Source organism: Cellvibrio sp. BR (assembly GCF_000263355.1).
Taxonomy (GTDB): Bacteria; Pseudomonadota; Gammaproteobacteria; order Pseudomonadales; family Cellvibrionaceae; genus Cellvibrio.
This window is the reverse complement of record NZ_JH668203.1, coordinates 522,861-537,401: the sequence shown is the minus strand read 5'-3', so window position 1 is coordinate 537,401 and position 14,541 is coordinate 522,861. Positions and strand designations below refer to the sequence as shown.

Sequence of the window (14,541 nt, the reverse complement as noted above, 5' to 3'; positions counted from 1 at the left end):
TTTCATTAGCCTGCACCTGGTGGCCCGGCGATAAGTTGATAAAACCAAATAGAAAACCCCATCGCACTGACAAGTGCCACGGTCAGAATAGGAAAGAGGAAAACGATGATAAAAATGAATAAGCGCCATTCGCGTTTTTTTTGTTTTTGTTGTTGATTGCGTTGGGCGTCTTCGGCGCTATTTTCTGCGCACTCTTCAGCGATGGGCAGGTCCTGCATTGGCTTTCTCCAAGGGTTATTACTAACTCCGGTCTTCAGCCTAGTTTAATTGGTGAGGAGTGCAACAAAATGGCGCGCACTACTTGATGGAAATCAAGTTTTGAAGGGTTTTAAAAACTAAATGAAATTAAACGTTGTTTTTAAACAGTTTCTGTTTTTTAAATGGCGCTTAGTTTTTTACAGCACTTTTGTTAAATAACGCTCAATGGCGCGATTCGCCGCCGCCAGTCCAAAACTGGCGGTAACCATCATGCTGGAGCCAAAACCGCCGGCACAATCCAGCTTGACACCATCGGCCAATGCTTGTTTATCCATACACACCGAGCCGTCGGGTTTGGGGTAAATCATCTGTTCGGTGGAATACACTGCATCCACGCGAAATTTGCGATTTTTATCGCGCGCAAAATTGTGGTGGCGATACAGCTGCGTGCGCACTTTGCCGAGCATCGGGTCGCTAATACTGCGGCCCAAATCATCCACCGTGACCGCTTGCGGGCTGCGTTTGCCTCCCGAGGAACCAATGGTGATAAGGCGCACTTTTATCGCCAAACAATAAGCCACCAGTCGCGCTTTTAAATGCGCGGCGTCAATCGCATCAATCACTACATGGTGGTGTTTGCCAATCAGCGCTTTCATATTTTGATCGTCGATAAAATCTTCCACCGAATGAATAATTAATTCGGGGTTGATATCGCGCAGGCGTTCGCTAATCACCTGATTTTTGGATTGGCCAATGGTGGATTGCAGCGCGTGGGATTGGCGGTTGGTATTGGTGATACAAACCTCATCCATTTCAATCAGCGTCAGTTCGCCCACCCCTGAACGCGCCAATGCTTCCGCTACCCAGGTGCCCACACCGCCCAAACCAATCACTGCAAAATGTGCATTCGTTAGCGCGGGCAGGGCGGCTTGGCCGTAAAGTCGGCCCAGGCCACCAAAACGCTGCAGGTATTCGGGGGTGAGAGGTCTGTTCATAAATAACTCAGGGGCAAATGTATCCAGTGGCGGCGCGCAGATTGCGAGGCGGCTTTTTAACGGAGATGACCGGCGAATACAAGCGCTGGCCGTGAAATCCGCTGCCCTCTGCTACACTCACTTACAGCTATTCTGGCATGAGAAGCACCATAATACGGCCAGCCGTTTATCCCTAAGGAGTGACATGAATACCGCTGCGTTTGCTACCGCCTACCTTATCGACGATGACAGCATCACGCTGGAGCTGATGAGCGGCATTATTGAGCCGATTGGGGTGCAACCCCTGTGTTTTAACAGCGCCGAGGCATTTTTGCAGGCCTACAGCCCGCGCCCCTGCGAATGTGTGATTTCCGATATGCGCATGCCCGGCGTGAGCGGCCTGCAGCTACACAAAACCTTGCAAGCGCGCTACCCGGTACCGCCACCGCTGATTATCGTCACCGGCTACGCCGAAGTCAGCGCCGCAGTGGAAGCGATGAAACAAGGCGCCTTCGATTTTGTCGAAAAACCCATTCAAGGCCATCAATTTCTGGAAAAACTACAAGCCGCACTCGCCCTCAGCCGCGAGTTACACCAACAGCGCCTACAACTCGCCGCCCGCGAAGCGCGCATCGCCCTTCTCACACCCAAAGAGCAAGAAGTTCTGCACGAAGTTCTCGCCGGTCTATCCAGCAAAGACATAGCCGCAAAACTCAATTTGAGTGTGCGCACGGTAGAAAATCACCGCGCGCGCATTATGGAAAAATTGCGCGTGAATTCCGCGATGGAATTGATGCGGGATTTTATTGTGATTTTTGGGCGGTGAGCGGTAAATATTTTTTATTCGGCAATATGACAGCTCAATTTTATTATTTTTTTTAAATTTTAACTTTCACTTGATTTTGAAACCAGCGTAGCTTTTTTCAAGTGAATGGATCGTTCAGTGGACTCAATTGCCATAATTAATTTTATGGATTGTTCTTGCAACTCTGATTTGATGCTAAGCGTTAGATTATTGCTCCCCAATTCTCTAATGGCATCTGTCATTTCTCTTTGATCAAAGTAGAGGGTCGCATAAATAGAAGCTGAATTTTCCCATTTCCAGGTTTTATCGTTAATAATCAAATTGATTGTTGAATTTTTTATGATTGATTGTGGTGGTGAAAAATAGAAATCTATATAGGCTGGTAATTTTTTTAGTGACTTGGGTAATTTCACATCTTTTGCTGAAAATTTATTAGGCCAATCTTCCCTGTATCCATTTGTGTCAGTTACCCAGCGTATTACAGGTGCTATCTGGAAATCTTTAAATTGTATCTGGCTGATGGGTGATTGGTCGTTTGAATTGAATGAATTTACTTTGCGAAGAATATAGATTCCAGCTTCACTATCGTCACGGTCGATTCCTGATCCCGCTGCGTTAAGTTGCAAAAGTAAAAAAGGAGTCAGTGCTTCACTTGGAGGAGAGTGATATATGTGCATTTTTGGTGAGTATTCACTGTGTACAGGAGTCGTTTCACGCATATACGTTTTAAAGTCGTAAACCTGATTATCAAATAAAACCTGAAGAGCACCCTTTCCGATTCTGCCAGTCCAGCCGCTTTGTGACATAAACGATGGTTTTACACTGTATTCACTTTTAAAACCTTTGTAATTAACTGGCCCAAAGGTAGGTTGGGCGAGAGTGAATTCTACCTCTGTCCAATCCAAGGTGGTTAAGGGTTGCTGTGAATAGGTTTTTTTTGTTGCAGGTAATTTGTGATTAGCGTTACTAACAGACTCGTCTTGATTGGAGTTTTTTGCAGATAGTTGGCGTATCGACGGCCAATTCGACTGCAGTTTATCGAATAAAGCTTTATCAGAAATTATTAGAGTCCATTGGTTTTGTTTTTTTAGGTATAAATGGTATTCCTCTCTGGCGTCATTATTTGTATATACTTTATTCCACAGTATGTCCTCGCTTTCTGAAAAATAGTTTTTCAGTGTGTTTTCGTCAATATTGTTGCCATTGATTATCTGATGGTATTTTTTTTCATGTGTGTCGCCAGTTAGAGGCCAGTCTATATAGCTAGTTTTATTAAATAAAACTCCAGCGAGTGTGAAATCATGTAGCCCTTCAATGGCAAACGATTCAAGTAGCTCTCCCTTGGCTGAAATTCGCCAATAATGTCGCCAATTAAATGACCCATAAGTGCGTAGCCGGGTGCTTATTATATAGGTATTGTTAGTTTTAACATGAAAAAGTGTTGATTCAGGATAGCCGCTGATGGATTGAATTTCATGGTGTTGTTTTGTGTTAATGTTTGCCAGCTCTGGCAGTTGTTTTATTTTGGATTTGTTTCCAGGAAATGAGCAAGCAGTTATCAACAAAAATACTCCGATACCAATAATAGTTATTAGCATTTTTTTGTAATTCTCCATTTTAAAAATCCTGTTTTTTTGGTTTTTCGTTCTTAGTTTTTTTAAGAAATTATATCTATAGTAACTATTTAACTTAGTCAATGGTATTCCCAATACCTGCCGTAGTTTTTCCGGGTGCCATGCAAGTGTAGACAGTGTGCACTATATACCCTCCGGTATTCCTCTGGTCTCCCGTGCACTTGCGGACTTCGTCCATGTTATTAAAAAGCAAATTATGCTCTGATACCAACTTTGTCACTTATCAATAAGTAACGAGGTTGGTGCCAAAGCCAGAAAAAGGGAAGTGGCAATACGGGTTGTTTGGTGGTTTCTAGGGGTTTCCCCTCACAGCACCTGAGTATTTTTACTCTCACGTCTTTTTTGCCTAACCATCACACTGTGAACCACTGCTAGTCATAACAATTGGCTCACCCTTTTACTTTGGATAGTTTGAATAGATGAATTTCCACAACGACATCAGCGCCTCTGCCTTGGGTAAGATCCGCGAGTTTGTCTATCGCACGGCAGGCATTGTGATTGGCCCGGATAAAACCGCGTTGGTGACAGGTCGTTTGTGGCGTCGTTTGGCGATTTATGGGTTCACCAACTACGACGCCTACGTCAATTTTATTGCTCGCCCCGAAGGTGCGGATGAGCGCGACATCATGCTCGATTTGCTCACCACCAATGAAACCTATTTCTTCCGCGAACCTGCGCATTTTGATTTTTTGCGCAACGAGATAATTCCCCGCCAAGGTAGCGGCACCATGCGTGTTTGGTGCGCCGCTGCCTCCACCGGCGAAGAGCCATACAGTATTGCGATGGTGCTGGCGGATTGTTTGGGCACCAGCAACTGGACTATTTTGGCTACCGATATTTCGCGCAAGGTGCTGGAACACGCGCGTCAGGGTGTGTATCGTGCCGAGCGCATCAACCATATGCCGGCAGATTATTTAAAGCGTTTTTGTCGCCGTGGCATTGGCGAATATGACGGTATGTTGGCTGTTGTTCCCTCGCTGCGCGCGCCGCTGAATTTTGAATTGCACAATTTGCTGCACCCGCGTTCCGAGCAGGAAAAGTTCGATGTGATTTTTTTGCGCAATGTGCTGATTTATTTTGATAACCCGACCAAACAACAAGTACTGAATAATGTGTTGCAAGCACTGCGCCCCGGTGGATGGTTAATTCTGGGGCACTGCGAAAGCTTGCAGGGTTTACAGGTGCCAGTGGATACACTGCGCCCCTCTATTTATCGCAAACCTATTACTGTTAATAAAAACCACGTCGAGCGTGCGGAAACTAATTCCCAGCGCGCCGCGTTTAGCCTGCAGCGCGCAGAGCTTGCTCCGCACAGCGCTGCGTTTGGCCGCATCGCCAGCTAACTGGCGGTTTAATCACGAGAAGCCTTGTATGATTTCTTTGCACTCATCCATCAACCTCAGCCCGGTAGCCGATCTGCACGCAGATTTACACCAGCGTGGGGTAATGGTGGTGGACGACAGCAGCATGCACCGCTACAGCGCGCATTTGTGCTTGAGTGCGTTTGGCATTAGCCAAGTGATTGAAGCGGCGAACGGCAAGGTGGCGCTGGAACATTTAGCCAGCATCGCCCAACCGCCTGCGGTGATGATGCTGGATCTGGAAATGCCGGTCATGGATGGCATAGAAGTGCTGCAACAAATTGCTACCTTTGCCCATAAACCGGCGGTGATTCTCGCCAGCAGTTCCGATGAAGTGCTGATTAGCGCCGTTGCCACTATGGCCGAAGCGCTGGGCATTACCCTGCTCGGTGCCTTCCGTAAACCGATTAACCCCGCCGATTTAGCCGATGCCCTGAGTAGCTACAGCGCTGCCACTGCGGCGCCCGGCACGGATACCAAAAACGCCTTGGCGCCCGATCTGGCCCAGCTGAAACAAGCGCTGGAGCGCGCCAATATTCAAGTGTTTTACCAGCCCAAGCTGGATTTAAACACCATGCAGGTCGCCGGTGTGGAGGCGCTTGCGCGCTGGAAAAATGCCCAAGGCGATTGGATTCCACCCAGTTTGTTTATTCCGCTGGCGGAGGAGCATGGGCTGATTGGCGATTTAACCCTGTCGCTGCTAGAGCAAATACTGCAGGACATGAATAACTGGTGGGAGCACGGGCAATATATTCCGGTGGCCATTAACCTCTCGGCCAAATCCCTCGCGGAATTCAACCTCGCCAATGAAATTATCCAGCGGGTAATTCGCCAGGGCATCCCCGCGCATTTTATTACGTTTGAAATTACCGAGAGCGCGCTGGTGGTGGATTTACCCTCCGCGCTCGCCACTATCAGCCGCTTGCGCTTGAAAGGTTTTGGTATTTCTATCGACGATTACGGCACGGGGTTTTCCTCCATGCAGCAGTTGTCACGCTTTCCTTTTTCCGAGTTAAAGATTGATCGCTCCTTTGTACACGGTGCACCCGAGCGCCAGTACCTGCGCAATATTTTGAAATCCGCTATCGATACCGGCACCCGTTTGGGGATTAAAACCGTGGCCGAAGGTGTAGAGACCGAAGCCGAGCTACACTTGCTGCAAAGCCTGGGTTGTAATCAGGCGCAAGGGTTCCTGCTGGCGCGACCATTACCCGGACGCGAGTTGCTGGGCTGGATTGAACGTGCTGCGCAAAGTCAAACACCATATGCCAAACCTCTATCGCTGGATAACTGAATACTCTGCTCGTGTAGCGCAACGCTTTCCTTTTTTATCGCTGGTCAATCCCACCCTCTTATCAGCAGTGCTAGCCATAGCCCTGCTGATTTTTTCTACCCTCTTTGCCCTGCGTCATGTACACACTACCCAGGAGCGCATAGTGCGCGAGCACTTGCAGGGTTCGCTTAACTCCTTCTCGGAATTGATTAACGTTTGGCAGCAGCAGAATTTGGCGGCGATTCATATGCTCGCCAATTCGGTACAGGGGCGCACACTGATCAAACAGGTGCTGATGGAGCAGGGGAACAACCCCGCCACCCACGACGCCCTGCGTGATTGGCTTTACCCGGTGCTGATGGTGATGGGTTTTGATGGCTATTCGGTGATCAATCGCGAGCGGGTATTGGTCGCAGCGAGTAGTGCCAGTTATCGCCGGCAGCCGGTGCGCCTGGCCGAAACCCACGAGGTATTGGATAAAGCCCTGGCCAATCGCCCGGCCATTTCCCGCCCGGTCGCTGCCATGCTCCCTATCGATGGCCCGCGCGGCCCGCAACCCGCCGGTACACTTATGCAAAACATGTGTATCGCGCTGGATGAAAACCTCACTACCCCCGGTTATTTCTGTTTGCGCTTTAACACCCAATCCAGTTTCTTTCCCATTTTTTTCAATGGCCGCAGTGGCGCCTCGGGCGAAATTTACGCGATTGATCGCAAGGGCATATTTGTCACCCCGCCGCGGTTTTCGGCCACCAAAGCGGGCGAACAGGTCATGGCCGATCACTTCTCGCTGCAGGGCAGCCAAAGCCCAATGACACGGATGGTGGATTTTTTAATTAATCGCCAGGGTGCCTATGTCAGCCTGGGTTATCAGGATTATCGCGGTGTGGCGGTAGCGGGGGCGGGGCGTTGGCTGGAGGAGATGGAGCTGGGCATTATTGTCGAGCAGGACATGCACGAAGCTATGTCGCCCTATTTGGCCTCGCGCAATATTATTGTCGCGCTCAGCATTGGCGCCAACCTGCTGATAGTGTTGCTCACCGGCGCGGCGATAATTAACCGGCGCCGGCTATCGATCCGTGAGGGGCGCTTTCGCTCACTGCTGGACAACCTGCCGCCGCCCATTCACATGACCTCGCTCAATCACCACATCATTGTGGTCAACCCCTCGTTTTGCGAATTGGTGGGGCTGGGCAAAACCGAACTGCTCGGGCGCAATATCGACCAACTGCCTATTCCCTCCTGGCTGCGGCCACTGGTGGATGCAGAGCGGGAATTGGACAGCGATTCCTACCACAAGGATTTTATCAGCGAAGTGCTGGATGCCGAGGGCAAGCCGCGCTACTACCGCATAGTGCGTTTTCCGGTGGTCTACCATCGCGGTCAATCGCCCCAGGCCATCGCGACCATCTGGGTGGATTCTACCGAGCGGGTGGTGGCCAACCAGCAGCTGGCGCTGGTCAACCAAAATCTGGAACAACTGGTGAGCGAGCGCACCCGCGAGTTGATGATCGCCAAGGACGAAGCGCTGGCCGCGTCGCACTCCAAGGCCGAGTTCCTCGCCAATATGAGCCATGAAATCCGCACGCCGCTCAACGCCATTATCGGCCTCGCCCATGTGGCCTTGGCCAGCGGGCCGGAACTGCGGCTGCGGATTTATCTGGAAAAAATGCGCGGTTCGGGTGAACACCTGCTGCAAATTATTAACGATATTTTGAATTTCTCGCGCATGGAGGCGGGCAAACTCAGCCTGGACAACAACCCCTTTGCGGTTGAGCAATTGGTGGATAAAACCCTGGATCTGGTCTTTGAAAAAGCCGCCGCCAAAGGCCTTACCCTACGCGCGGACATAGACCCGACCATCCCTAAAACCCTGCTGGGTGACGAGCTGCGCCTGGGGCAGATACTGATTAACTTTTGCGCCAACGCGGTGAAATTTACCGATCAGGGCGGGGTGATCCTGCGCGTCACCAAGGTGCGCGATTGGCCGGAGCAGGTGGAATTATTATTTGATGTGGAGGACACCGGCATAGGTATCGCGGTCGAGCAGTTGCCCAGGTTATTCCAACCGTTTGAGCAGGTGGACAGCTCCAGTGCGCGCCGTTTTGAAGGCACGGGGTTGGGGCTATCCATTTGCAAAAATCTCGCGGAACTTATGGGCGCGCATATCGATGTAAAAAGTATTCCGGGGCAGGGCAGCTGTTTCCGCTTGCGGGTCACGCTCGATAAACCCGCTCACAACGCCGGAACTGAACCGCTCGCGGGGCGATCAACAGAGCAATCGGCAGAGCAATCGCTACCGGCGCTTTGCCCGGTGCTGGTAGTGGAGGACAACCTGCTCAATCAGGAAATCATTGAGTCGCTACTCACCGGCATGGGGGTGCAAGTAACCTGTGTCGGCTCGGGGCCAGAGGCAATTGCCGCGGTGGAGCAGCAGCATTTTGCGCTGATTTTGATGGATATCCAGCTGCCGGGCATGGACGGCGTAGAAGCTGCCGCGCGCATCCGGGCGCTGGCAGCGGGCACGTTTATCCCGATTGTGGCCGTTACCGCCAATGCGCTGCCGGGCGACCGCGAAGCCTATCTGGCGGCGGGCATGGATGACTATTTATCCAAGCCAATTGAACCTGCGCAGCTGCAAGCGGTATTGCGCCGCTGGGGTCAGGCGCAACATCAAGTTGTGCCCTTGGTTGCCGCCGCCGATCCCTTCGACATATTGCAGTGCGGCGGTATAGACACCCAGCGCGCCCTGCACAACCTGATGCACAACCACGCCCTCTACCGTCGCCTGCTGGAGCGGTTTGCCGCCGAGCGCGCCAGTTTGGCTAGCGGCTTAGTGGCGCTAATCGCCCAGGACCCAGCGGACGCCCTTAACCAGGTGCACTCGCTCAAATCCCTCGCGGGCAGTTTGGGGATGAATACATTGGAGCAATTGGCGCAACAACTCGAACAACTGCTGCGCGATAACGCTAGTGATCAAACCTCACTTCAAAACCAGTCCCGGCTTCAATCCGCTACCCAGGCAGTCAGTCAGGAATTGCAGGCGATGGTGGAGTTGGTGGAATTGGGGCTACCGGCGGCAACAACCTGAGTGGCTCCCACTTCTGCACGCGGGCTGTTATGGTGGCGCCTCACATTATTGAGGGCGAGGGTTGATTGATGTTGTCGTTACTGCGCGTTAGAGGCAGCGACCAAAGTGGCAAGGTCGCGATGGTCGAATTGTTTTTTGATTTGGTTTTTGTATTTGCGATCACCCAGCTCTCCCATTCCCTGCTGGCCAATTTAACGCTCGATGGTGTGTTAAAACATTTGTTGTTATTGCTCGCCGTATGGTGGGTATGGATTTACACCTCCTGGGTTACTAATTGGCTCGATCCGGATCGCCTGCCGGTGCGTTTGTGTTTATTTGCGCTGATGTTAGCTGGCCTGCTGATGTCAGTGTCTATTCCGGCTGCATTTACCGAGCGCGGTTTGTTATTCGCCTGTGCTTACGTATTTATGCAAGTCGGGCGCACTGCGTTTTTTCTTTACGCCATTCGCCACAGCAAACCGAATTTTGTGCGCAGTTTTCAGCGCATTTTTATCTGGTTGTGTTTCTCTGCCATTTTTTGGATTGCCGGTGGGCTACACGAAGGCCAACAGCGTTTGCTTTTGTGGTGCATCGCCTTTTTTATCGAATTTATTTCGCCTGCCGCGCTTTTTTGGGTGCCGGGTTTAGGGCGTTCCAGCACCAGCGATTGGGATGTGGAAGGCAATCACATGGCAGAGCGCTGCGCGCTGTTTGTGATTATCGCGCTGGGTGAATCGCTCCTGGTGACGGGCGCCACCTTTGCGGAGCAACAATGGAGCGCAGAGGTAATCAGCGCCTTTTTAATCGCGGTGATTGGTTCACTCGCCCTGTGGTGGATTTATTTTGATTCCGGTTTGCAGCGCGCCCATCATCGCATCCTGCATTCCGCAGACCCCGGCAGCCAGGCGCGCCTTGCTTACACCTACATGCATGCCCCGATTATTGCCGGGATTATTGTCTGCGCTGTTGCCGATGAACTGGTGCTTGCGCATCCCGATCATGCAACCCCTGCGGGTATTGCGGCCATTATTGGTGGCCCTGCGCTTTATTTAGCGGGCTGCATGTTGTTTAAGTGGGTGACCAATGACCGTCGCACGCCGCCTTTGTCACACATGGTTGGTTTGCTGTTGTTGTGCAGTGCCATTCCACTTGCCACCCATCACCATTTCTCTGCATTGGCATTAAGTGCGGTGACTACTGGCATTCTGATTGTGGTTGCTGTGTGGGAAACGCTGGTGGTTAAACGCGATGCGTAAAAAACTGTTAATAAGAAACGATAGATAAAAAACGATAGATAAAAAAACGGGCAGTTTCTTCAGCCGGTTTTATCGGCTAAAGAGACTGCCCGTGTTATCACCCATTTACTCTGCGCAGAATTAGCTCTGCGCTGGCTCTTCACCCGGCAACATCACCATCCAACCCACGCCAAATTGATCGGTCACTTGGCCGTACAGCGGCGACCAAAAGGTTTGCATCAGCGGCATATCCACTGTGCCGCCATTGCTGGCCAGCGCTGTAAAAATACGGCGCGCTTCGTCTTCGCTCGGTACCGTTAAGGTGAGGCGAAAGCCGCTGAACTTTTCCACATCATTACAACCATCGGACGCCATGACTACGGCATTGCCAAGGCTGAATTCCGCGTGCATCACTTTATTTTCAAAGCCTGCTTGCAACATGCCTTCGGGCATGGGGTCGGGGCTTTCGTTAAAGCGAATCAGGAATTTAATCGCGGCATTTAAATGTTGTTGATAAAACGCCAGCGCTTCATCGCAGCGGCCGGAGAAAAATAAATAGTTATTCACTTCCACTTTTTGCATCGCCAGTGCCTGGCGCAGTGCCGCGTCTTGCGCGCGGGATTTGCCCTCGGGGTCAGCGTCGGCAAAATCTTCTATGTCATAAAAGGTGCGAATTTCAATATCGGATGCTTCCTCTTCCATGGGATTGGGGCACTTTTTCACCCATTCGATGGCCTCTTCCATGGAGCTCACATTCCAAATCCAATAGCCCGCAATTAATTCGTTGGTTTCGGTAAAGGGGCCGGTGGTGACCACACGCTGGCTGCCATCAAAACGTACGCGCACGCCTTGGCTGGTGGGTTTAAGCCCATCGCCGGACTCCATAATGCCAGCCTTCACCAGCTCTTCGTTAAAATTCATCATCGCCGTCATCAGCGCTTCGCTCGGCATTTTTCCCGCTTCAGAACCTGCAGAGGCTTTTACCATTACCATGACTTTCATTGTTGTTCTCCTTCAGTGAACAGTTGTTTGGGAAGTTTTAGGGTATTACTGATAAATAGTCGAACAGGGTTACGGGAATTCGACAGGCCGATAAAAATTTTTTGCGAATGGGTTATTATTTTGCGCAATCCCTGCAGCAGGGGCGAACCTGCTCAAACCACACTATCCCAAGGAGTCATCATGTTAATTGAAGCCGCGCAACTGCAGGAAATCCTCAAACAGGATAATAGTCTATTGCTCTGCTGCCTATTGCGGCCGGTGGGTGTGGCAGCGGAATCCCTGAATGAGTCAGATTTTATTCCCGCGTCGCGGCTGTTTGATATTGATGATTTTTCAAAACCCGACGCGCCCTTCCCGCATACGCTGTTATCCGCCCGCGATTTTGAATCCAAAGCGCGAGCACTGGGCATCAATAATGATTCCACCATAGTGGTGTGCGACAACATCGGCATTTATTCGGCGCCGCGGGTGTGGTTCAACCTGACGATGATGGGCTGCAATAATGTGTTGCTGCTAAACGGCGGTATTCCCGCATGGAAGGCGAGTGGTTATCCCATTGCTCATGAAACCCTTACTGCAAACCCTGAAGGGGATTTTAGTGCGCACGAGCAAAGCAACCGCGTGGCAACAAAAGAAGATGTATTAGCGGCGATTGGCAAGGCGAATATTTGTATTATCGATGTCAGAGGCGCCGCGCGGTTTAATGGTCAGGTGCCCGAGCCGCGCGCGGGTGTACGCAGTGGCCATATTCCCGGTTCGGCCAATATTCCCTACGCCAATTTTATTCGCGACGGCCGCTTCAAACCGCGTGCGGAATTGGAAAAATTATTTCAGGAGGCTGGCTGCAGTGGTGATCAGCAATTAATTTTTTCCTGCGGCTCGGGTGTGACAGCCTGCATTGGTTACGTTGCGGCGCTGTTGTGCGGTTATCACAATATTCGCGTGTACGACGGTTCCTGGGCCGAGTGGGGCGCAATTGAATCGCTGCCGATTGAAGTTTCCTCCAGCGGAACTTAAGGGTTTCAGGCGCAGGATTTAATTCACCACAAACTGAAAAATCTCCTGCGCGTGAACAATTAAATACAGCAGGCAACCGATGCACCCACCCACGATGGTGCCGTTGATGCGGATGTACTGCAGATCTTTGCCGATATTCAGTTCAATCTGGTGCGACATCTCCTTACTGTCCCAACTTTTCACCGTATCGCGTATATGTACCGTTAAAAATTGCGCAAAATCGGGCGCCATTTTTTTTGCGGCATCTTCCATGTGTAAATTGAGCGATTGGCGCAGGCTTGCATCCTCGGCCAGGGTTTTGCCAAGCCATTGTCCTGTCTCGGAAATTTTAGCGTGCAGAACCGAGTTTTTATCGGCGCAGTCGCGTTTGATCCAGTCTTTCAGGTCGCGCCAGAGTGCGCCCATATACGTATTGAAAGTTTCATCGTTTTTCAAATAGTGTTTTATTTCTTCCGCCTTCGCAAAAAACTCCGGGTCTGTTTTGAGTTTTTGAATAAATTCTTGTGTGTATCTATCAAAATTTAAGCGGAGTGGATGCTCTTGATTGTCGTTCACCTCATTCAGTAGCCGGCTCGCTGCTTTAATTGCGATTTCCGCCCCGGCTTTGCCAACCCAGGCGGAGGGCACTATTTTTTCCGCGATGGGATGTTCTTCTTTCAGCCATTCAATAATGCCCTCGGCAATAAATGCTTGGGTATCTTCTTCGCGCAAAATCAGCGCAAATTGGTTAATACCTTCGTTGAGCAGCGCTTGGTGGCGATTATTTTTGGTCATCACTTCCAGTAACATGCCAGCCGAGGTAGATAAATCCATTTTATCCAGCATCGCATGAATGGCTTTGGTCATGAATTTTTGCACGGCGGCATCTTCAATAAAATCGATCATACCCGCCGTTAACTTGACTAAATAAGCGCCGAGTTTTTTGGTGTTGTCTGCTGCGCATAACCAATCAGCGGCTTTTTGTGCGGGGTCGTGTTTTTGGATAAGTGCAACTATGGAATCCGGGTCCAGAAATTTCTCCCGCACAAACAGTGCGAGGTTCTCCGCAATTTTATTTTTGTTCTTTGGGATAATTTCGGTATGCGCGGAAATAATGGGAATAGGCACCCGTTTAAATAATGCGACCACTGCAAACCAGTCAGCCAGTGCACCCACCATCGCCGCTTCCGATATCGCCCGCATTAACCCAACCCACCAACGATCAACAGGTAAAAATAATGTGGTGATAAATGTGAACGCCGCAAACCCTAAAAAATATACCGCCAGGCGTTTGGATTTTTTGAGTTCAATTTCTTTGGTCATACAGTAATTTCCCTTCAGTACGGCGGCACGGGCGACCACGGGTTTTATCAGCTGAGTAACCGCACAGTAGCATCTCCAGCGGTTTCATTAATCACTTGTTGCGAAAATAACTCGGCGTCAGCGGCGGCGAGGCTAATCTCCAGTGTTACGTGGGTGGCGTAATCCACCTGCAAAATATGCCCCTGATACTGGTTCACTATATGCCGAATTTTAGTTTCTTTCGCGAAATCCACCGTGACCTGCAGCTGTATGCTCGGTGTAACCGCAATTAACTGCGCGCGCCCAACCGCCGTAGAAACCGCAGCAGAATAGGCGCGCACTAATCCACCCGCACCTAATTTCACTCCGCCAAAATAACGCACCACTACCGCGAGCGAATTTCCCACTTCACGTTCAGTGAGCACATGCAGCATCGGTTTGCCCGCGGTACCGGAAGGTTCACCATCATCACTAAACGCCTGGGTTTGCGGCTGCCGCGTATTGCCAATCACATAAGCCCAGCACACGTGGTTTGCATCCGGGTATTTTTTCCGATATTGCTCCACCTGCAACATCGCTTCTTCACGGGAAGTAACGGGGTGTAGAAACGTCAGAAAATCACTGTTCTTTTCTTCAGTGGTGGATTCAACAGCCTCAGCGAGGATGGTGTAGGTGGACATCAAGGCTCCAA

General features: G+C 50.6%; 12 protein-coding genes. 6 read left to right on the top strand and 6 right to left on the bottom strand.

Going from position 1 to position 14,541, the window contains the following annotated elements; translation table 11 throughout:
* Positions 1-5: 5 nt before the first annotated feature.
* A complete protein-coding gene (locus tag O59_RS15470) occupies positions 6-218 on the bottom strand; it encodes a periplasmic nitrate reductase, NapE protein (RefSeq protein ID WP_007644355.1) in 213 nt (70 codons plus the stop codon).
* A gap of 177 nt (positions 219-395) precedes the next feature.
* Positions 396-1,193: a ThiF family adenylyltransferase gene (locus O59_RS15465; RefSeq protein ID WP_007644354.1), complete on the bottom strand. Its 798-nt coding sequence runs from the start codon at positions 1,191-1,193 to the stop codon at positions 396-398.
* Positions 1,194-1,377: 184 nt separating this feature from the next.
* Between O59_RS15465 and O59_RS15460 the strand changes: the two genes are divergently transcribed.
* The gene (locus O59_RS15460) at positions 1,378-1,998 is read left to right on the top strand and encodes a response regulator transcription factor (protein ID WP_007644352.1); all 621 of its coding nucleotides are present in this window, start codon (positions 1,378-1,380) and stop codon (positions 1,996-1,998) included.
* Positions 1,999-2,057: 59 nt separating this feature from the next.
* On the opposite strand, the gene O59_RS15455 is transcribed toward O59_RS15460, so the two are convergent.
* Positions 2,058-3,593 carry a hypothetical protein gene (locus O59_RS15455; protein WP_040392869.1) on the bottom strand — a complete coding sequence of 512 codons (1,536 nt, stop codon included), beginning with the start codon at positions 3,591-3,593 and terminating at the stop codon, positions 2,058-2,060.
* Positions 3,594-4,030: 437 nt separating this feature from the next.
* Between O59_RS15455 and O59_RS15450 the strand changes: the two genes are divergently transcribed.
* The 4 genes from O59_RS15450 to O59_RS15435 all read left to right on the top strand — a co-directional run bounded on the left by O59_RS15450 (position 4,031) and on the right by O59_RS15435 (position 10,571).
* Positions 4,031-4,954 (top strand): protein-glutamate O-methyltransferase CheR, encoded by a 924-nt coding sequence (locus O59_RS15450; protein WP_007644350.1) that lies wholly within the window; start codon positions 4,031-4,033, stop codon positions 4,952-4,954.
* Between the two features lie 28 nt (positions 4,955-4,982).
* Positions 4,983-6,266 (top strand): EAL domain-containing protein, encoded by a 1,284-nt coding sequence (locus tag O59_RS15445; RefSeq protein WP_007644349.1) that lies wholly within the window; start codon positions 4,983-4,985, stop codon positions 6,264-6,266.
* Positions 6,214-9,336: an ATP-binding protein gene (locus O59_RS21130; RefSeq protein WP_050977083.1), complete on the top strand. Its 3,123-nt coding sequence runs from the start codon at positions 6,214-6,216 to the stop codon at positions 9,334-9,336. The genes O59_RS15445 and O59_RS21130 overlap by 53 nt, the downstream gene beginning before the upstream one ends.
* Before the next feature lie 68 nt (positions 9,337-9,404).
* Positions 9,405-10,571, top strand: a complete 1,167-nt coding sequence (locus O59_RS15435) for a low temperature requirement protein A (protein ID WP_040392868.1) — start codon at positions 9,405-9,407, stop codon at positions 10,569-10,571.
* 120 nt (positions 10,572-10,691) lie between these two features.
* Here the strand turns inward: O59_RS15435 and O59_RS15430 are convergent, their stop codons facing one another.
* Positions 10,692-11,552 carry a YciI family protein gene (locus O59_RS15430; protein WP_040392867.1) on the bottom strand — a complete coding sequence of 287 codons (861 nt, stop codon included), beginning with the start codon at positions 11,550-11,552 and terminating at the stop codon, positions 10,692-10,694.
* A gap of 180 nt (positions 11,553-11,732) precedes the next feature.
* On the opposite strand from O59_RS15430, the gene O59_RS15425 reads away from it, so the two are divergent.
* The gene (locus tag O59_RS15425; RefSeq protein ID WP_007644340.1) at positions 11,733-12,569 is read left to right on the top strand and encodes a sulfurtransferase; all 837 of its coding nucleotides are present in this window, start codon (positions 11,733-11,735) and stop codon (positions 12,567-12,569) included.
* 18 nt (positions 12,570-12,587) lie between these two features.
* Here O59_RS15425 and O59_RS15420 read toward each other — a convergent pair whose 3' ends face one another.
* Entirely contained in the window at positions 12,588-13,871 is a 1,284-nt protein-coding gene (locus O59_RS15420) for a DUF445 domain-containing protein (protein ID WP_007644339.1), read from the bottom strand.
* Positions 13,872-13,918: 47 nt separating this feature from the next.
* Positions 13,919-14,530: a YigZ family protein gene (locus tag O59_RS15415; RefSeq protein WP_007644337.1), complete on the bottom strand. Its 612-nt coding sequence runs from the start codon at positions 14,528-14,530 to the stop codon at positions 13,919-13,921.
* Between the last annotated feature and the right edge of the window lie 11 nt (positions 14,531-14,541).